This is a genomic window from Streptomyces sp. CNZ287 (assembly GCF_007827615.1).
In genome coordinates this window covers 37,581-61,468 of the sequence record NZ_VISV01000022.1, presented here as the reverse complement: position 1 = coordinate 61,468, position 23,888 = coordinate 37,581, and the positions used below count along the sequence as shown (strand labels likewise).

21 protein-coding genes, 1 tRNA gene and 2 pseudogenes are annotated in these 23,888 nt (G+C 73.0%); 15 read left to right on the top strand and 9 right to left on the bottom strand.

All coding sequences use genetic code 11. The annotated features are described in order from the left end of the window. The first annotated feature begins 13 nt into the window (after positions 1-13). The 12 genes and pseudogenes from FB457_RS30260 (at position 14) to FB457_RS30215 (ending at position 9,408) form a co-directional block, all read left to right on the top strand. Positions 14-1,153: an ABC transporter substrate-binding protein gene (locus tag FB457_RS30260; RefSeq protein ID WP_486589188.1), complete on the top strand. Its 1,140-nt coding sequence runs from the start codon at positions 14-16 to the stop codon at positions 1,151-1,153. Then, positions 1,150-2,049 carry an ABC transporter permease gene (locus FB457_RS30255; RefSeq protein ID WP_145783911.1) on the top strand — a complete coding sequence of 300 codons (900 nt, stop codon included), beginning with the start codon at positions 1,150-1,152 and terminating at the stop codon, positions 2,047-2,049. Before FB457_RS30260 ends, FB457_RS30255 begins: the two co-directional genes overlap by 4 nt. Then, positions 2,049-2,936, top strand: a complete 888-nt coding sequence (locus FB457_RS30250) for an ABC transporter permease (protein WP_347615404.1) — start codon at positions 2,049-2,051, stop codon at positions 2,934-2,936. The genes FB457_RS30255 and FB457_RS30250 overlap by 1 nt, the downstream gene beginning before the upstream one ends. Continuing rightward, positions 2,933-3,775, top strand: coding sequence for an ABC transporter ATP-binding protein (locus tag FB457_RS30245; protein WP_145783909.1), 843 nt, complete (start codon positions 2,933-2,935; stop codon positions 3,773-3,775). The genes FB457_RS30250 and FB457_RS30245 overlap by 4 nt, the downstream gene beginning before the upstream one ends. Then, entirely contained in the window at positions 3,744-4,112 is a 369-nt protein-coding gene (locus FB457_RS30240) for a hypothetical protein (protein WP_145783907.1), read from the top strand. The genes FB457_RS30245 and FB457_RS30240 overlap by 32 nt, the downstream gene beginning before the upstream one ends. Before the next feature lie 134 nt (positions 4,113-4,246). Continuing rightward, positions 4,247-5,131 carry an apurinic/apyrimidinic endonuclease family protein gene (locus FB457_RS30235; RefSeq protein ID WP_486589187.1) on the top strand — a complete coding sequence of 295 codons (885 nt, stop codon included), beginning with the start codon at positions 4,247-4,249 and terminating at the stop codon, positions 5,129-5,131. Further along, on the top strand, positions 5,128-5,277 hold the full coding sequence (locus tag FB457_RS36565) for a hypothetical protein (RefSeq protein WP_347615408.1): 150 nt from the start codon (positions 5,128-5,130) through the stop codon (positions 5,275-5,277). Before FB457_RS30235 ends, FB457_RS36565 begins: the two co-directional genes overlap by 4 nt. A 133-nt stretch (positions 5,278-5,410) precedes the next feature. After that, positions 5,411-5,539 (top strand): annotated as a pseudogene (locus tag FB457_RS36560) (hypothetical protein); the annotation flags it as partial. 271 nt (positions 5,540-5,810) lie between these two features. Further along, positions 5,811-6,230 carry a TCP-1/cpn60 chaperonin family protein gene (locus FB457_RS36555; RefSeq protein WP_486589194.1) on the top strand — a complete coding sequence of 140 codons (420 nt, stop codon included), beginning with the start codon at positions 5,811-5,813 and terminating at the stop codon, positions 6,228-6,230. Positions 6,231-6,307: 77 nt separating this feature from the next. Then, positions 6,308-7,549, top strand: a complete 1,242-nt coding sequence (locus FB457_RS30225; RefSeq protein ID WP_145783906.1) for a DNA polymerase III subunit delta' — start codon at positions 6,308-6,310, stop codon at positions 7,547-7,549. Positions 7,550-7,651: 102 nt separating this feature from the next. Next, positions 7,652-9,250: an alpha/beta hydrolase gene (locus FB457_RS30220; protein ID WP_145783904.1), complete on the top strand. Its 1,599-nt coding sequence runs from the start codon at positions 7,652-7,654 to the stop codon at positions 9,248-9,250. Positions 9,251-9,331: 81 nt separating this feature from the next. Continuing rightward, positions 9,332-9,408: transfer RNA gene (locus FB457_RS30215), tRNA-Thr, on the top strand. Between the two features lie 115 nt (positions 9,409-9,523). Here the strand turns inward: FB457_RS30215 and FB457_RS30210 are convergent. Both FB457_RS30210 and FB457_RS30205 read right to left on the bottom strand, forming a co-directional pair. Then, a pseudogene (locus FB457_RS30210) lies at positions 9,524-10,545 on the bottom strand (LLM class flavin-dependent oxidoreductase). A 67-nt stretch (positions 10,546-10,612) separates the two neighbouring features. Then, positions 10,613-11,359, bottom strand: coding sequence for an SDR family oxidoreductase (locus tag FB457_RS30205; RefSeq protein ID WP_145783902.1), 747 nt, complete (start codon positions 11,357-11,359; stop codon positions 10,613-10,615). 62 nt (positions 11,360-11,421) lie between these two features. On the opposite strand from FB457_RS30205, the gene FB457_RS30200 reads away from it, so the two are divergent. After that, positions 11,422-11,769, top strand: a complete 348-nt coding sequence (locus FB457_RS30200; protein ID WP_047020045.1) for a MerR family transcriptional regulator — start codon at positions 11,422-11,424, stop codon at positions 11,767-11,769. A gap of 57 nt (positions 11,770-11,826) precedes the next feature. On the opposite strand, the gene FB457_RS30195 is transcribed toward FB457_RS30200, so the two are convergent. The 5 genes from FB457_RS30195 to FB457_RS30175 form a co-directional block, all read right to left on the bottom strand. After that, positions 11,827-13,110 carry an MFS transporter gene (locus FB457_RS30195; protein WP_145783900.1) on the bottom strand — a complete coding sequence of 428 codons (1,284 nt, stop codon included), beginning with the start codon at positions 13,108-13,110 and terminating at the stop codon, positions 11,827-11,829. Then, positions 13,107-13,595: a MarR family winged helix-turn-helix transcriptional regulator gene (locus FB457_RS30190; RefSeq protein ID WP_047016507.1), complete on the bottom strand. Its 489-nt coding sequence runs from the start codon at positions 13,593-13,595 to the stop codon at positions 13,107-13,109. The genes FB457_RS30195 and FB457_RS30190 overlap by 4 nt, the downstream gene beginning before the upstream one ends. Next, a complete protein-coding gene (locus tag FB457_RS30185; RefSeq protein WP_486589186.1) occupies positions 13,592-14,398 on the bottom strand; it encodes a Crp/Fnr family transcriptional regulator in 807 nt (268 codons plus the stop codon). Before FB457_RS30185 ends, FB457_RS30190 begins: the two co-directional genes overlap by 4 nt. Positions 14,399-14,468: 70 nt before the next feature. Beyond that, on the bottom strand, positions 14,469-15,350 hold the full coding sequence (locus FB457_RS30180; protein WP_186462068.1) for a helix-turn-helix domain-containing protein: 882 nt from the start codon (positions 15,348-15,350) through the stop codon (positions 14,469-14,471). Positions 15,351-15,461: 111 nt separating this feature from the next. Further along, a complete protein-coding gene (locus FB457_RS30175) occupies positions 15,462-17,186 on the bottom strand; it encodes a sigma-70 family RNA polymerase sigma factor (RefSeq protein ID WP_186462067.1) in 1,725 nt (574 codons plus the stop codon). A 323-nt stretch (positions 17,187-17,509) separates the two neighbouring features. On the opposite strand from FB457_RS30175, the gene FB457_RS30170 reads away from it, so the two are divergent. Together FB457_RS30170 and FB457_RS30165 are read left to right on the top strand one after the other, a co-directional pair. Further along, positions 17,510-19,405, top strand: coding sequence for a collagenase (locus FB457_RS30170; RefSeq protein WP_047020042.1), 1,896 nt, complete (start codon positions 17,510-17,512; stop codon positions 19,403-19,405). A 365-nt stretch (positions 19,406-19,770) separates the two neighbouring features. Next, a complete protein-coding gene (locus FB457_RS30165) occupies positions 19,771-21,876 on the top strand; it encodes a tetratricopeptide repeat protein (RefSeq protein ID WP_052770333.1) in 2,106 nt (701 codons plus the stop codon). Positions 21,877-21,879: 3 nt separating this feature from the next. On the opposite strand, the gene FB457_RS30160 is transcribed toward FB457_RS30165, so the two are convergent. Then, positions 21,880-22,782: a carbohydrate kinase family protein gene (locus FB457_RS30160; RefSeq protein WP_164492537.1), complete on the bottom strand. Its 903-nt coding sequence runs from the start codon at positions 22,780-22,782 to the stop codon at positions 21,880-21,882. Between the two features lie 225 nt (positions 22,783-23,007). Further along, entirely contained in the window at positions 23,008-23,886 is an 879-nt protein-coding gene (locus FB457_RS30155; protein ID WP_047016504.1) for a LysR family transcriptional regulator, read from the bottom strand. Between the last annotated feature and the right edge of the window lie 2 nt (positions 23,887-23,888).

The following is a 23,888-nucleotide window of genomic DNA, read 5'->3' as shown; positions in this document are numbered from 1 at the left end:
TCAGGAGAGACTCATGTTTCGCGCAACACGTCACATAGCAGTGGCGGCGGCTTGTTCGGGAGCCCTGCTGCTGGCCGCCTGCGGCAGCGACTCGACCGTGGACGACGACGTCGACGGTGGCGCGGGCGGCACCGAGCCGACCAAGCTGTCCGCCGGGTACGTCTCCGCCATCGACCAGATCGGCCTGCCGGCCGGCGTTGAGGCGGGCTACTTCGACGAGCAGAACCTCAACGTGAAGCTGAAGGAGCCCTACCCGACCGGCGTCGACGCGCTGAACGCGCTGCAGGCCGGCGAGGTCGACGTGGTCCAGGTCGGCACCCCGGCCATCGCCGCCGCCCAGCAGGGCATCGACCTGGTGCTCGTCGGCAACTACACCGGATCGTCCTCGCAGCTCAGCATCGACGAGACGATGGCCGTGGTGGCGGGCGGCGACTCCGGCATCGACGGCAAGGACCTCTCGACGCTGCGCGGCAAGCGCATCGGCGTCTCCGAGGGCTCCATCAACCACCTCTATCTGCTCGGCCTGCTGGACGACGCGGGGCTGAAGGCCGGCGACATCGAGATCGTCAACACCGAGCCGCCGGACATGGCGGTCGCGCTGGAGACCGGAGGCATCGACGCGGGCATCGTCTGGGACCCGTGGCCGATCACCATGACCGGGCAGGTCGGCGGCGCGCAGGAAGTGCTGCGCGGCGGCGGCTACATCCCGTTCATCGGCTACCTGGTCACCACGCGCGACTACGCCGAGAAGAACCCCGCGGTCATCGAGCAGTTCCTCACCGCCCGCGCGCAGACCGACCAGTGGATGCGCGAGAACCCCGACGACGCCGCCGACTCGGCGACGCGCTGGCTGCCGGGCACCGAGAAGGCCGTCGCGCAGGAGGCGATGAAGCACAACGTCAAGCAGCTCGACGGCCGCTTCTCCGCCTGCAACTACCTCGCGCTCGACACGCTCGCGGGGCTGCTGGCCGAGCAGGGCAACGTCGAGAAGGGCTTCGACGTCAACAAGTACTTCCAGCCCGAGCCGATCCTCAAGGTCATGAAGGACAACCCCGACCTCTTCGCCGACCTGCCGCCCGTCCCGGACGCGGCGGCGATCGAGGGCGGGTACACCTTCGACCGCGACACGGCCGCCGCGGCCTGCCCGTCGTGACCACGCCCCGTACCGAGAAACAGGCCACGGTCGCGGCCGCCCCCGGCGCGGGGCGGCCGCGGCCGGGCGGCCGGCCGCCGGGGCAGCGGCGCAAGCGGAAGCAGGGCGGGTCCCACACCCCGGCCGCGCGCGCGATCTCCGCGCTCTGGTTCCTCACCCCGCTCGCGCTGGTCGTCGTGGTGTGGCTCGTGGCCGTCGCGGTCACCGATCCGCCGCTGCGGGTCTTCCCCCAGGTCGGCGACGTGCTCTCGGCGCTGGGCGACATGTGGTCCAGCGGCGAGCTCTCCGACCACCTCGGCGCGAGCCTGCGGCGCATGGGCATCGGAGCCGCGATCGCCATCCTCACCGCCCTGCCCTTCGGCATCGCGCTGGGCTCCAGCGCCGCGCTGTCGGCGTTCTTCTCCCCGCTGCTGCGGTTCTCCGTGGCGCTCGCGGGCATCGCCTGGATCCCCGTCGCCACGCTGTGGTTCGGCTACGGCGACAAGGCAGTGATCTTCATCGTGTGGAACGCGATGTTCTTCGCGATCACGTACAACGCGATGCTCGGCGTCCGGCAGATCCCGGCCCAACTGCTGCGCGCCGCGCGCAGCATGGGCACCGGCCGGCTGCGGATGTTCTGGGAAGTGCTCCTGCCCGGCGCGCTGCCGAGCGTGGTCACCGGCCTGCGGGTCGGCCTCGGCTACGGCTGGCGCGGGCTGGTCGCCGCCGAGATCATCGCGAGCAACGCGGGCCTCGGCTACGCCCTGTTCCAGGCGCAGAAGTACTTCCAGACCGACGTGATCATCGCCTCGATGGTCATCATCGGCGTGCTCTGGCTGCTGATGGACCGGCTGATGCTGGCCCCGCTGGAGAAGCGCACGGTGGAGCGCTGGGGCATGACCCAAGGGAGGGGCTGATGGCGTCGGACACGGCTAAGCCCGTACGGCGCGCGCCCGCCGGGCGTACGCCGCGCAAGAGCGGCGCGAGCCCGGGGGTGGTACGCGCCCGGAAGATCTGGCTCTGGCTCACCCGCCGCGCCGCGTTCCGCACCCTCGGCCCGTTCGTGCCGGTCATCTCGCTGTGGTGGCTGGTCGCGGAGATGGGCGTCTTCGACGAGGCGTTCTTCGTCGGCCCGCCGCGGGTGGTGGAGGAGTTCGGCGACCTGATGGAGAAGGGCATCCTGCCCGGCTACCTGACGGACTCGCTGACCAGGCTGGCGTACGGCGTCGGCTTCGGCCTGGCCATCGGGCTGCCGATGGGCTTCGTGGTGGCGATGTTCGCCAAGGTCCGCCGGTTCTTCTGGCCGATCCTGCTCTTCTTCCAGGCGGTCGCCGACATCGCCTGGCTGCCGATCGTGATCGTCTGGTTCGGCTTCAGCCTCACCGCGGTCACCTTCGTGATCGTCTACACGATCGTCTTCCCGCTGATGCTGAGCGTCGTCGCGGGTGTGGAGCAGGTGCCGCGCGAACTGCTGCGCGCGGCGCGCAGCCTCGGCGCGAGCAGGACGCGGGTGTTCTTCGAGGTCATCCTCCCGGGCGCGCTGCCGTCCGTGGCGGGCGGCGTCCGCACCGGGCTCGGCTACGGCTGGCGCGCCCTGGTCGCCGCCGAGATCATCGTCGGCACCAGCGGCGTCGGCTTCATGATGTTCGACGCCCGCCGGGTGGGCGACATCAGCCAGGTGTTCCTGGGCATGGCAGTGCTGGGAATCCTGTGGTACGCGCTCGACGCCATGGTCCTGGCGCCGTTCGAGCGCGCCACCGTCGAACGGTGGGGCATGGTACGGAGTTTGGAGGCCGACGGATGACGGCGCTGGAGATCACTGGACTGCAGAAGAACTACGTCGACTCGTACAGCGGCGAGGAGGTCACCGCCATCGGCGACGTCTCGTTCAGCGTGGACGAGGGCGAGTTCGTCTCCGTGCTCGGCCCGAGCGGCTGCGGGAAGACGACCGTGCTGAACATCGTCGCCGGCTTCGTGAACCTCACGGAGGGCTCGGTCGTCGTCGACGGCCAGGAGGTCGGCGGGCCGGGGCCCGACCGCGGCGTGGTGTTCCAGAGCCACGCGCTCTTCCCCTGGAAGACGGTGCTGGGCAACGTGGTCTTCGGGCTGCGGATGAAGGGCGTCCCGCGCGCCGAACGGGACGCCAGGGGGAAGGAGTTCCTGGAGCTGGTCGGGCTCGGCGGCTTCGAGCACACGTACCCGCACGAGCTGTCCGGCGGCATGCAGCAGCGCCTCGGCGTGGCCCGCGTGCTGGCCAACGAGCCCGCCGTGATGCTGATGGACGAGCCGTTCGCCAGCATCGACGCCCAGACGCGGCGCAAGCTGCAGGAGGACCTGACCCGCATCTTCGAGAAGCGGCACCCGACGGTCTTCTTCGTCACCCACGACGTGGACGAGGCGGTGTTCCTCTCCGACCGGATCGTGGTGCTGTCCAAGCGGCCGAGCCGGGTGCGGGAGATCGTCACCGTCGACCTGCCGCGGCCGCGGGAGTGGCGGACGGCGCTGGAGATGCCGGAGTTCCGGGAGATCGCGAACCGGGTCAACGAGCTGCTCGTCGACGACGAGGGCGCGGCGGCCGGCGGCGCGACGGACGACGCGGGAGGTGCGACCGATGCCGACGGAACGGCAGTCGCTGGCGTTTAGGGCGGTCCGCAGCCCCACGATCCGCCGGCTGCTCATCCTGGTGCTGCTCATCGTCGCGTACCAGGTCTGGCTCACCGTCCAGGCGGGCGGCAAGGTCGACCCGGCGGTCGGCGACGAGCGCGACCTGCGCGGCCGCTTCGCCGCCGACGTCGAGCTGGGCTTCCCGCCGGAGCGGTACCACATCCTGCGGATGCAGAAGCACGGCCGGATCGCCGGTACGGACGGCAACGTCGTGCATCTGCGCGGCGTGGCGCCCGCGGGCGTGGACGCGCTGGCGCGGGAGTACTGGATCAAGCGCATCGTGCCGCCGGAGGACGAGACCCCGGCGGCGCGGTGAGCGCGCGCCCCGCGCGAAGCCGGGAGCCCGTACGCACCACCCTGGTCGGGTGCGTACGGGCTCCTGTGTCCTGTGGCTGCCTGACGGAGCCGGGTAGGACGAACACATGTCCCGTACGGTCCTCGTGTGGGTGATTGTGGTACCTCATCAGCGCCCCGGACGCGGTGGTACGCGGCGAGGACGGCCGGGACCAGGCCATCGAGGACATGAAGACCTCGCTGCGGGCCGCGGGCGAGGCGGGCATCGGCGTCGTCGAATACAACTGGTACGTCCACCGGTTGAAGGAGGGCTACTACGAGGAGATCGACGGGACCGACCGCATCGGCGCCGGCTACACCGCCTTCGACCTCGACCACGAGGTGGACGGCGTCAGGGTCCGCGACCTCCCGCGCCCCGACGGCGTGCCCGCGTTCACCCGCGACGAACTCTGGGAGCACTACGAGCACTTCCTGCGGGAGGTCATGCCCGTCGCCGAGGAGGCGGGCGTGCGCATGGCCGTGCACCCCAACGACCCGCCCGCCGCGATCAGCCGGGGCAACCCGCAGATCATGGGCTCGGTCGCGGACTGGAAGCGGATGGTCGAGACCGTCGACAGCCCGTCGAACGGCATGACCGTGCACGCGGGCGTGACCGCGGAGGTCGGCTTCGACTCCGTCGACTTCCTCCGCTGGATGAGCCGGAAGGACCGGGTCAACCACATCCACTACCGCAACGTGCGCGTGGACGAGCCGCAGGTGAAGTACGCCGAGGTGTTCCCGGACAACGGCGAGACCGACATGTTCGGCTTCATGCGCCAGCTCGTGCGCGCCGGCTACCCGCGCGGCATCCTCGCCGAGCACCCGCGCGCGAACGACTTCGACCGGGAGAACGGTTCCGACCAGAGCAACCAGTACAAGGACGTGGGCGGCGGCGGCCACGGCATGGAGCTGTACGACACCGGCTACGCGCGGGCGATGATGCAGGCCGCGCTCATCATGGAGCGGGGCCGGTTCGGTCGCGGGGACGACGACGAGCAGTGAGCGGACTGCTCTTCGAGGACGAGGCGCGGGCCGCGCTGCGCCGCGGCGTCGCCGCGGTGGCGGACGCGGCCCGGGTCACGCTGGGGCCGCGGGGGCGGCTGGTGGTGCTGGGCGGCGCGGGGCCGGGGGTCGGCCGGCTCCCGTAGCGGCCGCTCCGGGGCCGGCGCTTCCGCTTCCGGTTCCGGATCCCGGGCCGGTGCCGAGGGCGCCGGCTCCGGGTCCGGCCGCGGGGCCGGGGGCGCGGGAGCCGGCGGCGGGGCCGGCGCCGCTTCCGGTCCCGTGGCCACCCGCGACGGCGCCACCGTCGCCGACGCCGTCCGGCTCTCCGACCCGTACGCGAACCTCGGCGCCTCCCTCGTCCGCCGGGCCGCCACCCGCACCCGCCGCGCCGCGGGCGACGGCACGACGACGACCATCGTGCTCACCCGGGCGCTGTTCGAGGCCGGGCTGCGCGCGGTGACCGCCGGGAGCGGGTCGCGGGGGCGGTGGCGGCGGTACGGGCGGCGCTCGCGGAGGGCGTCACGCCGGGCGGCGGCACGGGGCTGGCGGGAGCGCGGGAGGCGGTGGACGCGCTGCTGGACGGTACGGGGCCGGGGAGCCCGGCGCGTACGGAGCCCGCGCGAACCCCGCCCGGCGGGACCGCCGCGCGCGCCCTGTCGCCGACGAGCGGGCGGGGGCCCTGGCCGTACGGGCCGCCCTCACCGCTCCGCTGCGGCAGCTCGCCGACAACGCCGGCGCCGACGGCGTCCGGGTCGTCGCCGAGACGGCCGCGCTCCCGCCGGGCCACGGCTGGAACGCGGACACCGGCACGTACGGCGATCTGCCGGCGGCCGGCGTCCTCGACCCGGTCCGCGTGCCCCGTACCGCGCTGGAGAACGCCGCCTCCGTGGCGGGGCTGATGCTGACCGCCGGCGCCCTGGTGGTCGACCGGGCGCCGCGCGACCCGGACGCGCTCAGCTGGCGCCGCCGGGGCCACGGCCACCACCACGGCACGGGCCACGGCACGGGCCACGGCCACGGCACGGGCCACGGCCACGGCACGGGCCACGGCCACGGCCACGGCCACGGCAAGGGTCACCAGCACGGGCACCATCACTGAGGGACCGGGGAGCGGCCGGCGGCCGGCTGTCAGTGGCGTGCAGCACAATGGTCGGCGGACGACGGAGGGACGGTGCCATGGCGGTGTGGGACGAGCTGGTCGGGCAGCAGCGGGTCGGCGAGCAGTTGGCCGCCGCCGCCCGCGCCGCCGACGCCCGGGTCACGGCGGAAGCCGGCACCGCCGCCCCCGGCGGCCACCCGGCAGCGGCCGCCGGGCCCCACTCCACCTCCGCGATGACGCACGCCTGGCTCTTCACGGGACCGCCGGGCGCCGGCCGGGCGACGGCGGCCCGCGCGTTCGCCGCCGCCCTCCAGTGCGTCAGCCCCGACCGCGTGTCCGCCGGCCCCGGGTGCGGCTTCTGCGACGGCTGCCACACCGCCCTCGTCGGCACCCACGCGGACGTCACCGTCGTCGCCACCGACCTCCTCACCATCGGCGTCAAGGAGACCCGGGAGCTGGTCCGCCGCGCCCAGCTCGCCCCCTCCGGCGGCCGCTGGCAGGTCCTCGTCGTCGAGGACGCCGACCGCCTCACGGAGGGCGCGGGCAACGTCCTGCTGAAGGCCATCGAGGAGCCCGCCCCGCGCACGGTGTGGCTGCTCTGCGCCCCGTCGCTGGAGGACGTGCTGCCCACGATCCGCTCCCGCTGCCGCCACCTCTCCCTCAGCACCCCCGCGGTCGCGGCGGTCGCCGCGGTCCTCGTCCAGCGCGACGGCATCACCCCCGCGGTCGCCGAGTCCGCCGCCCGCGCCGCCGGCGGCCACCTCGACCGGGCCCGCCGGCTGGCCACCGACGACCGCGCCCGCGAACGCCGGGCGGCGGTGCTGCGGATACCGCTCCGCGTCGACGACATCGGCGGCTGCCTGCGCGCGGCGCAGGAGCTGGTCGAGGTCGCGGCGGACGCGGCGAAGGAACGGGCGGAGGAGCTGGACGAGCAGGAGACGGAGGAGATGCGCACGGCGCTCGGCGCGCAGCCCGGCGGCCGGATGCCGCGCGGCACGGCGGGCGTGATGAAGGACCTCCAGGAGCGCCAGAAGCGCCGGGCGACGCGCAGCCAGCGCGACAGCCTCGACCTGGCCCTCACCGACCTCGCGGGCTTCTACCGGGACGTGCTCGCGCTCCAGCTCGGCGCGGTGGCCGACGCCTCGCTGCTGCCGTGCGCGGACGTGGGGGACGGGCTGCGGCGGATCGCGGAGGACAGCAGCGCGGAGATCACGCTGCGGCGGATCGACGCGATCATGGAGTGCCGGGACGCGCTGGAGCGGAACGTGGCGCCGCTGCTGGCTTTGGAGGCGATGACGGTGACGCTGCGCAAGCCGTAGGGAACGCGAAGCAGCGCCCGGACACCCCACGCCCCCGCGTCACTCGTACGGGGAGAGGGTGACCGGGTGGAGGCCCCTCCTCCAGCGGTTACGCTCAGGCGCATGGAATTCCGCAGCCTGTTCCGTACGGCCGCACCCGTCGCCGCGCTGCTGGTGCTGATCACCGCCGCCGGGTGTGACTCCGCCGGATCCGACGACGGCGGCACGGGGACCGGCGGCAGCGGGGCCGACGCCGCCCGCGCCGGCAGCGTCAGCAAGGTGCTCCAGCCGCTCCCCGCGAAGATCCCCGCGGACCTGAGGCCGTACTACGAGCAGAAGCTGCGCTGGACCGAGTGCGACGACGCCCCCGGCTTCGCCTGCACGACGCTGCGCGTACCGATGGACTACGCCGAGCCGGACGGCGGGGACCTGAAGCTGGCGGTGGCCCGCAAGGAGGCCGAGGACCCCGGCGAGCGCCTGGGCTCGCTGCACGTGAACCCGGGCGGCCCGGGCGCCTCGGCGATCGAGTTCATGCAGGACTTCGCGGGCATCGGATATCCGGCCGACGTCCGGGCCCGGTACGACATCGTGGCGATGGACCCGCGCGGCGTGGGCAGCAGCCAGCCGGTGAAGTGCCTGACGGACAAGGAGTTCGAGGCGCACACCCAGGTCGACCAGACGCCCGACGACGAGGGCGAGGTCGAGGCGCTGACCGCGTCCTTCGACCGCTTCGCCCAGGGCTGCGCGAAGCGCGCGGGTGACCTGCTGGGCCATGTCTCGACGGAGGAGGCGGCCCGGGACATGGACGTGTTCCGCGGCGTCCTCGGCGACAGGAAGCTGACGTACGTCGGCGCCTCGTACGGCACGATGCTCGGTGCCACTTACGCGGGCCTCTTCCCGCAGCGCGCCGGCCGCCTGGTCCTCGACGGCGCGATGGACCCGTCCCTCACCTCCCGGCAACTGAACCTCGACCAGAACGCCGGCTTCACGACCGCCTTCGACTCCTTCGCCGAGGACTGCGTCCAGCGCTCCGACTGCCCGCTGGGCACGGGCAGCGCCGAGGAGGCGGGCACGCAGCTCCGCGACTTCCTGGACCGCCTCGACGCGAAGCCGGTGCCGACCGGCGAGCAGCGGGCGCTGGGCGAGCCGCTGGCGACGATGGGCGTGCTGATGGCGATGTACCAGGAGGACTTCTGGCCGCAGCTCCGCGACTCCCTGGCGGACGCGATGGAGCGCAAGGACGGCAGCGGGCTGCTGGCGCTGGCGGACATGTACTTCGAACGCGAGCCGGACGGCTCGTACGGCAGCATGATGTACGGCTTCGCCGCCGTGAACTGCCTCGACCAGCCGCCCCCCTTCGAGACCCCGGCGGACGTCGAGAAGCTGGTCCCGGACTTCGAGGCGGACTCCCCGGTCTTCGGCCGCGACTTCGCCTGGGCCGCCCTGAACTGCGCCGACTGGCCCGTCACCGCCACCGGCGAAGCCAACCGCATCGAGGCCGCGGGCACCGACCCGATCCTGGTCGTCGGCACCACCCGCGACCCGGCGACCCCGTACGTCTGGGCGGAGAGCCTGGCGGCCCAGCTCAAGGAGGGCGTGCTGCTGACGTACGAGGGCGACGGCCACACGGCGTACGCCCGGGGCAACGGCTGCATCGACGAGGCGGTCGGCACCTACCTCCTGGAAGGCACCCCGCCCCAGGACGGCAAGCGCTGCCGGTAGCCCACTCCCCAAACCGCGTGCGGAGGACCCCGGGGAACTGTGTAAACTTGTCGCCGTTGCCAGGGCCCCGGCCCGCAACCTGCCGCCTTAGCTCAGTCGGCCAGAGCGACGCACTCGTAATGCGTAGGTCAAGGGTTCGATTCCCTTAGGCGGCTCCATCGGACCCCAGCTCAGAATCTCTCTGAGCTGGGGTTTTGGCGTGATCGGCGAAGCGGACGCAAGGTTGTCGCGCGGGACCACCGCCCATGCCGCTGTGACCTGGCCTTTTTCTCCTCAGGCGAGGAGCTGGGCGAGTCGGGCCATCTCCGTGGGCGGGTCGATCACCGGCTGGATGAGGAGTTCGTCGACGCCTGCCTGTTCCAGGGACGTGAGGCGGGCGAGGAGGTCGTCGCGGGTGCCGACGAGGGCCAGGGCGTGCATCAGCGAGGGCAGGATCAGGTCCCGGTCCCGCGGTGCGATGCGGCAGAGGTAGCCGGGGTAGAGCCTGGTGTACCGGTCCGGCGCGGTGGCGGTGGTGCCGCGGCGGTGCAGGAGGCGGCGTACCGCCTCGCGTTCGTCCGGGCCGAGGTGTCCGGTGACGTCCGGTGTGTCGGCGGCGAAGGCCAGCAGCGACATGACGAGGTGGCCTGTCGCGTCCCGGGCGGCGGGGCCGGTGGAGTCCTCGTCCTCGTCGAGTACGTGGAGCGCGGTGATCAGGTACGAGTCCCCGGAGGGGCCCGGTTCGCGGGAGGAGGCGTCGCGGCGGGCGGCGTGCAGCGCCTGCCAGGCGGCGGGGTCGAGCAGGCCGAAGGAGATGAGGCCGGTGCCGCGACGGCGGCCGCCCTGGGTCCGCGTAACGCGGCCACGACGAACTCGATCGGGTCGGTGGTGTTCACGTGCGCCCCGGTGTGCAGGAACCGGATGTCGCCGGCCCGGTCTCCTTCGCGGTACGCGGCCGGGCGTCCGGCGCACAGGTCCTGCAGCGCGGCGACGAAGTCCTCCAGCTCCGCCGCTTTGGTGGGCTGCATGCCCAGGGTGCGCCTGGCCGTGTTGCCGGTGCCGACCCCGCAGATGATCCGGCCCGGGGCCAGGGCGTTGAGGCTGGCGAACGCGCTCGCCGCCGCCGGGGCCGAACGCAGCGCCGGCGAGGTGACGCCGATACCGGGCCTGATGCGGCGGGTGGCCCGCGCGCAGAGGCTCAGGGCGACGAAGGGGTCCCCGTGGACCATCGGGGTGTCGTAGACCCAGAAGCTGTCCAGGCCCAGCTCCTCCGCCCGTACGGCGAGATGCTCCACCCCGGGGTGCGCGGCGACCACGACTCCTGCACGCGTCCGGCCTTCAGGACACGGGGATCCGACCGGACGGTTCCTACCCGCGGGCCGGTCAGACGACGCCGGCGCGGATCTCGTCGTAGAGGCGGGTGGGGTCCTCGGCCAGGGATTTTTTGACGTGGGTGCTCCAGGCGTCGGCCAGGACTTCCGCTCCGCCTGCCTCGATGCCGTCCAGGCCGGCGCGGGCGACCGGGGCGGGGTCGCCCTTCGGGCCGGTGTAGGCGGCGCTGAAGTCGGTGTCCACCGCGCCCAGATGGAGGGCGGTGACCAGGGTGTTCTGTGCCGCCAACTCCATGCGGACGGCGTTCGTCAGGGCCCACTGGGCGGCCTTGGAGGCGTGGTAGCCGTTGGTGCCCGGGTAGGCGAACCAGGACTGTGCGGACAGGACGTTGAGGATCGCGCCGCCGCCGTTGGCCGCCAGGGCCGGGGCGAAGGCGCGTACGACGTTGAGGGTGCCCCAGAAGTTCGTCTCCATCTCCGCGCGTACGGCGGCGAGGTCGCCGGTGACGAGATCGGTCCAGTGGCTGACTCCCGCGTTGTTCACGACGAGCGTCACGTCGCCCGCCGCGTCGGCGGCTGCCGCCGCCTGGGCGGGGTCGGTGACATCCAGCCGCAGCGGTACGACGCCGGGGAGGTCGACCGACTCCGGGCGCCTGGCTGCCGCGTAGACGCGGGTGGCGCCGCGCTCCATGAGCTGCTGGGCGAAGAGGCGGCCCAGGCCGCGGTTGGCGCCGGTCACCAGGGGGACCGAGCCGTCGAGGCGGAGGCCGGGGGAGGGGCGGGTGTGTGGTGTGGTCATGCCGGTACGCTAAGACCTACCGTTGACGTCAGGTGCAAGTCCTGTGCCGGAGAGAGGTGCCCGTGCGTATCGGAGAGGTCGCCAGGCGCTCCGGAGTGAGCGTCCGGGCGCTGCGCTACTACGAGGAGCAGGGGCTGCTCACGCCCGCCCGCAGCCCCGGCGGGCAGCGCGAGTACGCCGACGACGCCGTCGACCGGGTCCGCTTCTTCCAGCAGCTCTACGCGGCCGGGCTGCCCAGCCGCCGCATCGCCGAGCTGCTTCCCTGCATCGACACCGGCACCACGACCGGCGAGCAGCGTGCCATGCTCGACGCCGAACGGGCCCGGATCAGGCAGCAGATAGACGAGTACACCGCCGCCCTCGCCCGCCTGGACGAGATCGTCGAGGCCGCCGCGGAGCGCCGCGCCTGAGCACCGTCACGCGCGGCCCGGGCGCGGCGTTCGGTGCCGCCCACGCCTTCTGTGTGGTCAGGAGGCCGGCTGGGTGGCGGCTTCGGGCGCGGCCGGGGGTTGCGCTTCCGCCTGCGGGGTGCGGTAGGCCCTGAGGGGGGTGTTGGCGGCGGCTATCGCCGCTATCGCCGCCACCGCCGCCAGGCCGCCCGTGACCAGGGAGACCGTCGCCGAGGTGGCGGAGGCGACGAGGCCGCCGCGGAAGTTGCCGAGTTCGGGTCCCGCCACGCCGATGACGTGTTCCACCGACGAGACCCGGCCGCGGTAGGCGTCCGGGGTTTCGAGCTGGACCAGGGCGCTGCGGGTGACGACCGAGACCGTGTCGGCGGCGCCCGCCACGGCGAGGCAGGCGAGGGCCGGCCAGAGGGGTCCTGCCAGGCCGAAGCAGGCGAGGGCCGCGCCCCAGACCGCCGCCGCTATCAACTGGACCAGGCCGCCGCGGCGGACGCGGGTGACGGTGCCGGAGAGCAGCCCCGCCGTGATGCCGCCGACCGCGACGGCGGAGAGGAAGAGGCCGAGGGTCTGCGGATCGCCGTCGAAGCGGACCTCGTTGACGAGCGGGAAGAGCGCGACGGGCATCGCGAGGAGCGTGGCCGACAGGTCGGTGGCCAGTGAACCCCAGAGCGTGTGGCGGCGCAGGACGATGCGCCAGCCGCCGCGTTCCGCCCGGCGTCTGCCGCCCTTCTCCCGTACGCCCTCGGGGTGCATCGGGGGCAGGCGGAGGACCGCGGCCGTCGCGACGGCGATCGCTGCGGCCTGGGTGGCGTACGCGGCGGGGAGGCCCCAGCGGGCGATGATCAGCCCGGCCGCCGCCGGTCCCGCGAGCATGGCGAACTGGAAGGAGACGTTGTTCAGCGCCAGGCCCGCCGCGACCTGGTCGGCCGGCAGCAGGCGGACCGGGAAGGTGCGCCGGGCGGGGGCGCCGAGGGCGGCGAAGACGGTGCTGAGGGCGACCAGGGCGAGCAGGAGGACGACGTTCCTGTTGTCCGCCAGCGCCTGGGCGCACAGGGCGCCCGCGGCCAGCAACTGGCCCGCCGTCGTGGCCCGTACGAGCGTGCGGCGGTCCACGGTGTCGGCCAGGGTGCCGCCGAGGAGGCCGAAGAGGATCATCGGGACGCCGGTGGCCAGGCCGATGGCGCCGGTGCCGACGGGGCTGCCCGTCAGGTCCCAGACCTGGGCGAGCACGGCCACGAGGGTGATCTGGGCGCCGAGTTGGGAGGCCGATGTGCCGATCCACAGGGCGCGGTACGGGGGACTGCTGCGCAGCGGGCGGGTGTCGAGGAAGCGGACGCGCCGTCTCATCGGGGTGGCTCGGCGAGGTGGTCCTCGATGCGCTCGCGCATCGAGCGGTCCGCCAGCGCCGCCCGTACGTCCTCGACCACCGCGGTCATCGCGTACGGCAGTGTGTCGTTCAGCTCGGCGACTGCCGCGTGCGTCGCGCGCCACTCCGCCTCCAGGAACGGGACGAGCGACCGGCCGCGTTCGGTCAGCTCGATCCGCCGGGTACGGGCGTCGGGCCCCGGCTCGGAGGTGACCAGGTCCTCCTTGCGCATGGCGGCGATGGTCTGGCTCACCGCGGAGTGGGAGCGGTGCAGCGACTCCGCCAGCTCGCGGATGGTCAGCGGCCCGGTGTGGGCGAGCCGGATGAGCGGATACGCGAAGCGCGGGCGTACGCCCTTGATGCCGCGGTCGGCGTAGACCTGCTCGATCTCGGCGTCGAGGCCGGCGAGGAGCGTGTGCAGGGACTGCCAGGGGTCGGGCAGCTTGGTGGGGTCCGCAGATGTCACAGCGCTAATATAACAGCGCTGTGATAAATGAGGAGTGCCCTCAGAGCAGTGCCGTCGCCGCGATCACCGCTCCTCCCGCCACCAGGCACCCCACCGCCCACCGCATCCAGCGGTACTTCGCCGCCAGGATCGCCCCCAGGTCGTACGACTGCTCCAGCAGCCAGCGACCCGGGTCCCGGGTCCCGGGTCCCGGTACGGACGATGCCCTGCTCGCGCAGGAGCCGCAGCGCCTTCGCGACGGCCTCCCGGGTCGAGCCCACGGAGGCGGCGAGGTCGTGCTGCGGCAGCGGCAGGTCGATGGTCACGCTGCCGTCCGGGTGCCGGCGGCCGGTGCGCCGGGCCAGTTCCAGGAGCCGTACGGCCAGCCGCTGGAGCACGTTCTCCGAGGCCAGCGACCGCCGTTCGCCGTCGGAGCTGCGCAGCCTGGAGCTGAGCTGTCTGAGCACCAGCGCGCTGACCGCGGGGCTGGCGCCGCGGAACCGGTCGCCGGGAATCACCGCGGTGTCCACGGCCCCCAGCGCCGTCACCGTGGCGCTGCGCGGCCTGCGGTCGACTGCCGCCAGATCGCCGACCAGCCCGCCCGCGCCGCGCAGCGCGAGGATGGGCCGGTGGCCGCGCTCGGTCGCCACCGAGACGACCGTCCAGCCGCGGAGGAGGGCGACGACGTACGAGGTGGGGGCGCGCTCGGGGAGGAGCACGTCGCCGCTCGCGTAGCTCCGCGGTACGCCGAGTGCCAGCAGCGCCGCCCGCTCGTCCGGCCGTAACCCATCGAGCAGGGGCTGTTCCCGTTCGATGAGACTCAAGCCGACCGCCTTGGACCCATGAATTCCCCGCCCCGAAACGACAGCACGCCAGGGAACGGGCAGGCGCACGTCAATGCGGCACGGGCGGGTACCCGGCGCGGAAGGCGCCCGGCGGCATGCCCACGCGGCGGGTGAAGAGCCGGGTGAAGTGCCCGGGGTCGGCGTAGCCGATGCGGCGGGCGATGGCGGCCACCTTGAGGTCCGTGGTGGCGAGCAGGTCCTTGGCCGTGTTCAGCCGGGCGCCGAGGACGAAGTCCTTCGGGCTGCACCCGGTCGTGTACTGGACCTCCTCGCGCAGTTCGGGCAGCGGCAGCGCCAGCCGGCGGGCGTGCTCGGCCACGGAGACCGGCAGGTGGGCGGCGCGGGCGAGTTCCTCGACGACCCCCGGTGGCCCGGGCGGCGGTTCGGTGCGGGAGCGGCGCAGGACGGCGAGGAGTTCGTGGAGTCCGGCGGCGGAGGTGGCGTCGTAGGCGGGCTCGGACTCGTTGCAGACGGTGGCGAGTTTGCGGATCGTACGGTGCGCGGGGGCGCCCGTGGCGAGGGGGACGACGGCGTCGGCCGGGGCGGGGACGAGGCCGCGCTGGGCGCAGGCGGCGAGTGCCGGGCCGCCGAAGCCGGCGAAGGCCACCGTCCACCCGGGCTTGCCGGGCCCGTAGCAGTGCGGGACGCCGGGCAGCAGCCAGAGCAGCGCCGGCGCCCCGATGCGGATCCGCTCCCGCCCGCCCCAGGAGAACCAGCCGGAGCCCGCGAGCAGGACCAGCGCGACGTGGTGCTCCACCACCCGCGGGCCGACGCCGCGCGGCGGCAGGTCCTGGACGCCGAGGGCGGTGCAACTCACGCCCGCGTACCGCTGTATCGCCGTCAGCACCGGCCGCCGCCGCCACCGCTCCCGGCGCTCGTATCCCGGGGCCCAGTCGGCGCTCCCGGCGTCGCGCCGCGCAACGCTGCTCATGCCTCTCCCGTACGGACTCGGTGATCGGGTTCCTGGAGGGGAGGAGTGCGTACGGGCCCGGGCGTCCCGCGACTTTGCCCGCGCTTTACCAAGGGTCCTCGTGGCCGCCGGTCAGTAGCCGAAGGCGGGGCCCCGGTAGCGGAAGCGGAGCGAGGGAGTCGCCTCATAGTTCGCGGTCGTGCCGATGTCCGGGGCGTGCGGGCGGCCTTCGGCGGCGGCGCGCCAGTCGTCGAGGCCGAGGAACTGCCCGGAGGAGTCCCGCTGGGTGAAGACCACCTTGTCGTCGTCCTCCAGGAAGTACTTCCAGTGGGCGGTGGACGCGTCGGACAGGCAGGCGCCCGGCCGCTGGCTGACCGGGGCGCCGTCGGCATCGGTGCCGGAGTGGGTGAGGCACATGCCGGTGGCGTGGTTGCGGATGCGTACCTCCTGGACGGGGGGCAGGGAGACGAGGAGTTCCCACTGCTGGCTGCGGCCGCCGTCGCAGTCGGCCTCGTACGGCTGGTCGCCGGCGGCGGCGCCGATGTCCATGCAGCGGCCGGTGGCGGCGACGGGCAGGGCGGTGCGGTCGTCGGCGGGCGGGGACCAGTCGGGCGGGGGGCCGGTGTCGTCGCCTGCGGGGGGCCGGCCGTCGGAGGCGGTCGGCTTGCGGGCCGGATCGCCGTCTCCGCCGCGGTTCTCGGCGGCGTCGGGTCCCTCGGTGCGGTCGGCAGAGGCGGTGGGCGGGCCGGCGTCGTTCTCCCCGGGCTCGGATCTGCTGCGCTCCCCGGTGGGGGTGGGGGCGGCGGTCGTCAGGGTGGGGGCGGGCGGTGGCGGCGGGGGGTCACCGCCGCCGGGGAAGGTGGTGGAGCCGGTGACGACGATGGCGAGGACGGCGGCGCCGACGGCGGCGGTCTTGACGGCCGCGGCGAGCCCGGTGGAGGCGGAGGCAGCGGTGGCGGTGGCAGCGGTGGCGGTGGCGGCGCCGCCGGTGGCGGAGGCGGTGGCGCCGAGGGTGGCCGTACCGCCCGCACCATCCGCCCCGTACGACGCCCCCGTCCACAGCAGCAGCCCCGCCGGAAGCGCCGCGCTCAGCGAGCTGTTCAGCTCCCGCAGCTCCGCGCTCGTCCGGCGGCACCGGCGGCAGACCGCCAGGTGGTGCTCGAGTCCGCGCTGCCCGCGGCGCCGCCGTCCCCCGCGCCGTACCGACGCGGCCAGCAGCCCGGTGTAGTGCCGGCACTCCGCCGGCGCCCCGGCGGCCCCCGCGCGCTCCGCCAGATACGCCTCGCGCAGCCCCTCCCGCGCCCGCGCCGTGAGCGACGTGACGCCGCTCGCCGTCAGGCCCAGCAGCGGCGCGATGCGGTCCGGCGACTCGCCCTCGACCGCCGAGTGCCACAGCGCCGTCTGCCACCGCTCCGGCAGGCTGCGGAACGCGCGCAGCACCAGGTTCGCGTCCTCCCTGCGCAGCGTCCCCTCCTCGCTGCTCTCCACCGTCGGCGCCCGCGTCAGCCAGCCCTCGAAGTCGGCGGACAGCTCGGTGCGCCGGGCCGTACGGGACCACGCGGCCGCGGTCCGCCTGACGGCCGTCAGCAGGTACGGCCGCCACGGCCCGTCGGGACCGCCGCCGCCGCGCAGGGCCCGTAGCGCGCCCGCGAAAGCCTCCGACGTCAGGTCCTCCGCGGTGTGCGGGTCCCGCGTGCAACTGCGCGCGTACGCCAGCACCGCGGCGCGGTGCCGCCGGTACAGCTCGTCGAGCGCCGCGTCGGCGGCGCCGGGGAGCGCGTCGCGTATCAGGGCGGTCAGGTCGGCGTCGCCGGGGGCGGCGCCGGACGCGGGGAAGGCGGTGGGGCTGTCGGACATGGCGGTCATTCCATGAGGGAGGAGAGGGCGAAAGAACGCTTGCCGGGGAGAGAGCGGGCCGCGGGCCGCCCGTCCCGCGACGATGCGAATCCGTTATGCGGCGGGGGTGTTCACGCATCAAAAGTGCAAGTGCCCGCGGTGACAGGGGCCTTGGCGCGCCATGTGACGTGTGTAATTTTACATGGCACCAAGCCTCGTGTGCATGACAGCCAGTCGCTTCCGGCCGTCCCGCGCACGCGGAACGTACGAACTCGGAGGCTCACTTGACAGCCAAACCCCCCATGTCGAGAACGGGGTTCTTCCTCCTGGTGGTCGCCCTGGTGATGTGTCTGGGGGCGGGGTACGCACGGCTCGCCCCCGCCGCCGGAGCCACCGCCGCGCCGGGCGGGGCGCCCGCGCCGGCGTCGGCCCCCGCCCCGAAGCAGTCCACCCCCGACGCACTCGCGGCCGCCCTCGCGCCGGCCGACCCGATGACGACCGCCGAACTGAAGGCGGACGCCGCCCTCCTCCCGCCGCGGGAGGCCGGCACGGACGCCGCCGCGCGCAGGCTGGCCCGTACGGCAGCGGACCCCGGGGCGGCCGCGTGCGATGTCGCGGACTTCGCGTCCAAGACCGGCGGCGCGCTGGTCGACCAGATCAAGGCGTCGGAGACGGCCTGCGTCAACACGCTGTTCGGCGTCACCGGCGCCGACGCCCGCGCGCTCTTCCAGGAGTCGCAGATGGTCACGGTCGCGAACGCCTACCGTGACACCGCCGCCTCGTACCAGGGCGACAACAGCGCGTCGATCACGCAGATCGTGCTGTACCTGCGCGCCGGCTACTACGTGCAGTACGGCGACCCCGAGGGCGTCGGCGAGTACGGCCCGGCGCTCAAGACCGCCGTCCAGGCCGGCCTGGACGCCTTCTTCGGCTCCTCCCGCGCGTACGACGTGACGGAGGCCAACGGCCAGACGCTCTCCGAGTCGGTCATCCTGATCGACAGCGCCACGGAGAACGCCCGCTACCTGAACGTCGTCAAGAAGCTGCTGACGGACTACGACTCCTCGTACGACGCGTTCTACTGGATGGTCAACGCCGTCAACAGCGCCTACACCGTGATCTTCCGCGGCAACTGGGTGCCGGAGTTCGTCGACGCGGTGGCCGCCGACCAGAGCCTGCTGACCCTCCTGCGGGACTTCGCGACGAACCACAAGGACTTGATCGGCACCGACAAGCAGTTCCTGACCACCAACGCGGGCCGCGAACTGGGCCGGTTCCTCCAGCACGACAAGCTCCGCGGGGCGGTCCGCCCGCTGGCGAAGGAACTCCTCGGCGCCACCTCCCTCGACGACCCGGCCACCGCGGCGCTGTGGGTCGGCGTCGCGGAGATGACGGACGCGTACGACAAGGAGAACTGTGACTTCTTCGGCACGTGCGACCTTCAGGAGCGCGTACGTGAGGCGGTGCTGCCGGTCGCGCACGCGTGTGCCGGCAGCCTGGAGATCGTGGCGCAGAAGCTGACCGACGAGCAGCTTGAACAGTCCTGCACGAGCATGCTCGGGCAGGACGAGTTCTTCCACGGCGTGGCCAAGGACAACGGGCCCGTGGCGGACGACAACAACATCAAGCTGGAAGTCGTCGCCTTCGATTCCAGCCTCGACTACCAGACCTATGCCGGGGTCGTCTTCGGCATCGACACGAACAACGGCGGCATGTACCTGGAAGGCGACCCGGCGAAGGAGGGGAACCTGCCGCGGTTCATCGCCTACCGCGCGGAATGGGCCGACGAGTTCGAGATCTGGAACCTCAACCACGAATACACGCACTACCTCGACGGCCGCTTCAACATGTACGGCGACTTCGAGGAGAACATGAAGACGCCGACGGTCATGTGGGTCGAGGGCTTCGCGGAGTACATCAGCTACGCGTACCGCGACCTGCCCAACGAGAAGGCGATCGAGGAGGCGGGCAAGAACACCTACGCCCTCAGCACGCTCTTCGACACCACCTACGAGAACAGCGACACGACCCGCACCTACCAGTGGGGCTACCTGGCGGTCCGCTATCTCCTCGAATCCCACCCGGAGGACGTGGCGACGCTGCTGGGCCACTACCGCACGGGCGACTGGGAGTCGGCACGCACGCTGCTGACCACCACGATAGGCAACCGCTACGACGCGGACTTCGCGGACTGGCTGAAGAAGTGCACCACCGGCGCCTGCACTACCCCGACGCCCTGACGCGCACCCCCCCCCACCCCCGGTGCTCCGCCCGCGACAAACGGGCGGGGCACCGCTCAGGGCGGCTGACAATCCCCTGGTTGCGGGCGGTGCTCTGTGCGACAGTCGCACAGGAGTCGTAAGCCGTGTATGCGACGTATGCCTGAGATGGTGAGCGTGCCAGTCACTCATTCGAGTGTTGGCAGTTGCCAGAGGGATATGCCAGCCCAGGTGTGGCTACAGTCGGATTCGATCTTGACGACCCTGGGGGTATCCGGATGCCACCGTCCGACGGTCATGCGCCATGGGGGCGGAGTGACACGCGCAACGAGCTGTCCGGGACCGTCCACGGGCCCAGTCTTCAGGCGGCCACCATCCGCGGGGACGTGTACCTCGGTGCCGCGCAGCGGCAGCGGCCGCCCGTTCCCCGGCAGCTTCCGCCGCGGCCCCGGTACTTCACCAACCGCGAGGCGGGGCTGGAGGTGCTCGACCTCGCGCTCGCGCGGGCGCGCAGCGAGGACTCCTCCGCGCTCGTCTCCATCAGCGGGCTGCCCGGGGTGGGGAAGACGTCTCTCGCGCTGTCGTGGCTGCACCGCCACAGCGACGACTTCGCCGACGGCCAGCTCTACGCCGGGCTGGAGGGGCACCGGGCAGGCGAGCCGACCAGTCCCGCCCACGTGCTGCCCCGGTTTCTGCAGGCGCTCGGCGTGGCTCCCGAGCACGTCCCCGTCGACCTCGCCGGGCAGATGGCCCACTTCCGTACGGTCACGGCGGACAGACGTGTCGCCGTCCTCTGCGACAACGCCCTGTCGGCCGCCCAGATCCGCCCCCTGATGCCCGCGTCCGCGGGCAGTGTCTGCGTGGTGACCAGCCGGTGGCATCTGCGGCCCCTGGTGCTGGACGGCGCGGAGTTCGTGCGGCTCGATCCGCTGGACACGGATTCGGCCATAGAACTGCTGGGCAACATGGCCGGGCACGATCGCGTCGCGGCCGATGCCGCCGCCGCCCGCGAGCTGGTCCTCTCCTGCGGCCGCTTCCCGCTCGCGGTCTGCGTCAGCGCGGCGCTGCTCGTCGCGCGGCCCGGCTGGAGCGTGGCGACGGCGGTGACGGGCCCCGCCGTCGGGTCTCATCTCACGGAAGCAGACGAGGAGGTATCCATGAAGACCAGACTCGACGAGGTGTACACGGCGCTCCCCGGCGACGCCGCGCGGCTCTACCGCCGGATGGGCCTGCACCCCGGCAGTGAGTTCGACGTGGGCGTCGCCGAGGCCGCCGCCGCCGTACGTCCCGAGATCCCCGCGCCTGCCGACAGCCTGGCGACCCTGGTGCACGCGAACCTCCTCGGCATGGACCACCCCGGCCGGTACCACTTCCACGACCTCATCCACGAGCACGCCAGGCACCGGGGCGAAGCGGACGACGACCTCGACCTGCGTGCGATGACCGAACGGCGGATCATCGACCACTATCTCGCCACCGCGGACAGCGCCGATCACGTCGTCTATCCCCAGCGCCGGCGCCCGGCGCCGGAATACCGGTTCCCGCCTGAGGAGAGCCGTACGTTCGCGGACTTCGCCACCGCACTCGGGTGGTTCGAGACGGAACTCGGCAACCTCATGGCCGTCCTGCGGCTCGCCTCGGCGCGCGGTCACGACGCAGCCGCCTGGCAGATCGTGGACGCCATGTGGGGTGTGTTCATCTACGCGCGCTACCACCGCGACTGGATCGCCAGCCACCGGATCGGCGCCGAGGCCGCCCGTGCGTGCGGTCACCGCCTCGGCGAGGCGAGGCTGCGGACCGGCCTCGGAGTGGCCCTGCGGGACACCGGCCGGTACGAAGACGCGCTCGTCGCCTTCGGCCAGGCGCTGGAGCTCCGCCGCGAGATCGGCGACCGCAGGGGTGAGGCGCTGGTCCTGCACAACGTGGGCCTCGTCCACCTGCAACAAGAGGAACTCGGCCGGGCGGGCGAGCTGTTCCGTACCGCACTCGCCATCCGGGAGGATGTGGGGGACACCCGCGGAACCGCGCGGGAGCACTCCGCCATCGGCGAGGTGGAAAGCCTCCTCGGGCACCATGACGACGCCGTCCGTCACCTCACGCAGGCTATGGACCTGATCGAGGGGACGGCGGACCTCAACTCCGAGATCCCCGCGCGCCGCCGCCTCGGGCAGGCGTATCTGCGCGCCGGTGACCGCCCGGCCGCGCGCGCCCAACTCGAAACCGCGCTGGCCGAACTCCGCGGCGCCGGCGCGGTCTTCGACGAGGGCACCCTGCGCGAAACCCTCGGAGAGATCGCCGAGCAGGAGGGGAATCCCCTTTCGGCCCGGGGCCACTACGCCCGGGCCGAAGAGGTCTACCGCAAGCTCGGCGCCCTCCCGCACGCGGAGCGCGCCGCCGGACACCGGCGCCGCCTTGATCCCGACGCCGATCCCGACGCCGATCCCGGCGCCGGGCCGGACGGACCCGCGGATCCCGCGCCGGCGCCGCACTGACGCCTAGCGCCAGGTGCCGACGCGCGTACGCAGCGGGTAGACCCGGCGCAGAGCGGCCAGTTCCCTGTCGGTGAGGAAACCCTCCGCCGCCGAGCCGGCCCCGACCTTCCAGCCGGCGAAGAGAACGGCCGACTCCAGCGCCTCCACCGGCTTGCCCGAGGTGAGCCAGCCGTGCAGGAAGGAGGCGAACAGCGCGTCCCCGGCGCCGTCCGTGTCGCGGACCGGCCGTGGCGTGACGGCGCCGATCTCCACCAGCCGCCCGTCCTGGAGCCCCATGACGCAGCCGTCCTCGCCGCGTCCCACCGCGGCGATCCGGCATCCCGGGTAACGGCGGAAGACCTCCCCGATCCACTCGGCGCACGTGCCCGGCAGCCGCTCGTGGCTGCAGAAGAGCACGTCGGCCACCTCCAGCCACGGCCGGTGGCTCTCGTCGTCCAGATCGGCCGACACATGCAGGTCCACGGCCACCGGCAGCCCCAGCAGTTCCTTCGCCGGCCGCAGGAAGGGCTCGCCGAACGGCCGGTTGGTGATCACCGCCAGATCCGCGTCCACCCCCTGCTCGATGAAGCGCTCCATCGGATAGTCGCCCGAACCGCCCACGGCCCAGGCATTGCGTGCCACGCGGCCGCTCGGGTCGGTGAGGATCATGGTCTTGGCCGTCTCCGCCACGTCGACGACTCCCCGTCCCTTCAGTCCCCGCCGCTCCATGGCCTCCCGGATCACGGCTCCGGCTTCGTCGGTTCCCACGAGCGTGCAGACGTGTGCCTCACTCCCCAGCTTCCGTAACGCGCCGGCGACGTTGTACGCACCTCCCACGACGGTGCAGCGCATCCATGAAGCGCTGCGGTACGCGCTGTATTGCAGCGGAAATTCCTCGACGGGCGCAGTCATCGCCAGCCTCGTCATTCCCACGATGACAAACCGCGGCATAATCGATCTCTTCTCCCCCAGATTGCGGCATCGGGCCGGGTATCCGGCCCGCGCATCCGAGTCTGCGGGAGATGACCAGAGTGTTTCCTTGCAGCCCGCTTGCAGAATTGCTGCAGGCCCGCCGTGACGCCCGTAGAACTCCCTCGCGAGAGGAGGGAGTTCGCCGCCGAGGCGGTGATATGGAAGACGTTCGTGTCGAGACTACTGTGCCGTGAGTTCCGCCGCTGCCATGTGAAGCGCTTCCACGAGCGTCGTCGCCCCCGGCGGGTCCGGCGGGTCGCCGTACGTCGCCGCGTAGATCCGGCGCTCCGCCCCCGGGATCTCCGTCGCGTGGATTCCCTCCCCCCGGTGGGCCGCAAGGGCCAGGCCCGGGAGGGTGGTCACGCCGATGCCCGCCGCGACGAGGGCCTGGACCACGACCATGTCGTCGCAGAACGAGTCGATCCGCGGGGTGAAGCCGTGGGTCGCGCATATGGCGGTCAGTTCGTGCCGGCAGCGTTCGCAGCCGCCGATCCACGGCGAGCCGCGGTGATCGGCCACGCTGTCGTCCGGGCGCCGGCTGATCAGGTGGACCGGGTCGTCCGCCACGTGGACGAGGCGGAAGCCGTCGTCCTCCAGCGGGGCGTGGGCGTAGCGGAAGACGAGGGCCACGTCGGCGTCTCCCCGGCGGAGCATCTGCAGTGCCTCGACCGGGTGGCGGTCGGTGATGCTCAGTGCCATGCCCGGGTGGGCTTCGGCCAGCGTGCGGGCCGCCCTCGGGACGATCGTGCTGAGTACGGAGGCGTTGGCGGCCAGGCGTACGCGACCGGCGCGCAGGCCCACCTGGGCGGCGAGTTCGCCGGCCGCCGCGTCGACGCGGCCGACGATCTCGGTGGCGCGGCGGGCCAGCAGTGCGCCTTCCGGGGTGAGGCGGATGCCACGGCCCGTGCGCTGGACGAGCTTCGCGCCCGTCGCCGCCTCCAGCCGGGAGAGGTGGTGGCTCACCGACGGCTGCGAGTAGTGGAGTTCACGTGCGGCTTCGGTCACCGAGCCGTGGCGTGCCACCGCCGCGAGCACTTTCAGATGGACGAGGTTCAGCACTC

What these genes read in the sequence shown, in the direction of transcription:
- FB457_RS30260 (WP_486589188.1), top strand. Translation starts at nt 14, where the DNA reads ATGTTTCGCGCAACACGTCACATAGCAGTGGCGGCGGCTTGTTCGGGA.
- FB457_RS30250 (WP_347615404.1), top strand. Translation starts at nt 2,049, where the DNA reads ATGGCGTCGGACACGGCTAAGCCCGTACGGCGCGCGCCCGCCGGGCGT.
- FB457_RS30245 (WP_145783909.1), top strand. Translation starts at nt 2,933, where the DNA reads ATGACGGCGCTGGAGATCACTGGACTGCAGAAGAACTACGTCGACTCG.
- FB457_RS30240 (WP_145783907.1), top strand. Translation starts at nt 3,744, where the DNA reads ATGCCGACGGAACGGCAGTCGCTGGCGTTTAGGGCGGTCCGCAGCCCC.
- FB457_RS30225 (WP_145783906.1), top strand. Translation starts at nt 6,308, where the DNA reads ATGGCGGTGTGGGACGAGCTGGTCGGGCAGCAGCGGGTCGGCGAGCAG.
- FB457_RS30220 (WP_145783904.1), top strand. Translation starts at nt 7,652, where the DNA reads ATGGAATTCCGCAGCCTGTTCCGTACGGCCGCACCCGTCGCCGCGCTG.
- FB457_RS30205 (WP_145783902.1), bottom strand. Translation starts at nt 11,359, where the DNA reads ATGACCACACCACACACCCGCCCCTCCCCCGGCCTCCGCCTCGACGGC.
- FB457_RS30195 (WP_145783900.1), bottom strand. Translation starts at nt 13,110, where the DNA reads ATGAGACGGCGCGTCCGCTTCCTCGACACCCGCCCGCTGCGCAGCAGT.
- FB457_RS30180 (WP_186462068.1), bottom strand. Translation starts at nt 15,350, where the DNA reads ATGAGCAGCGTTGCGCGGCGCGACGCCGGGAGCGCCGACTGGGCCCCG.
- FB457_RS30175 (WP_186462067.1), bottom strand. Translation starts at nt 17,186, where the DNA reads ATGTCCGACAGCCCCACCGCCTTCCCCGCGTCCGGCGCCGCCCCCGGC.
- FB457_RS30170 (WP_047020042.1), top strand. Translation starts at nt 17,510, where the DNA reads ATGTGTCTGGGGGCGGGGTACGCACGGCTCGCCCCCGCCGCCGGAGCC.
- FB457_RS30160 (WP_164492537.1), bottom strand. Translation starts at nt 22,782, where the DNA reads ATGACGAGGCTGGCGATGACTGCGCCCGTCGAGGAATTTCCGCTGCAA.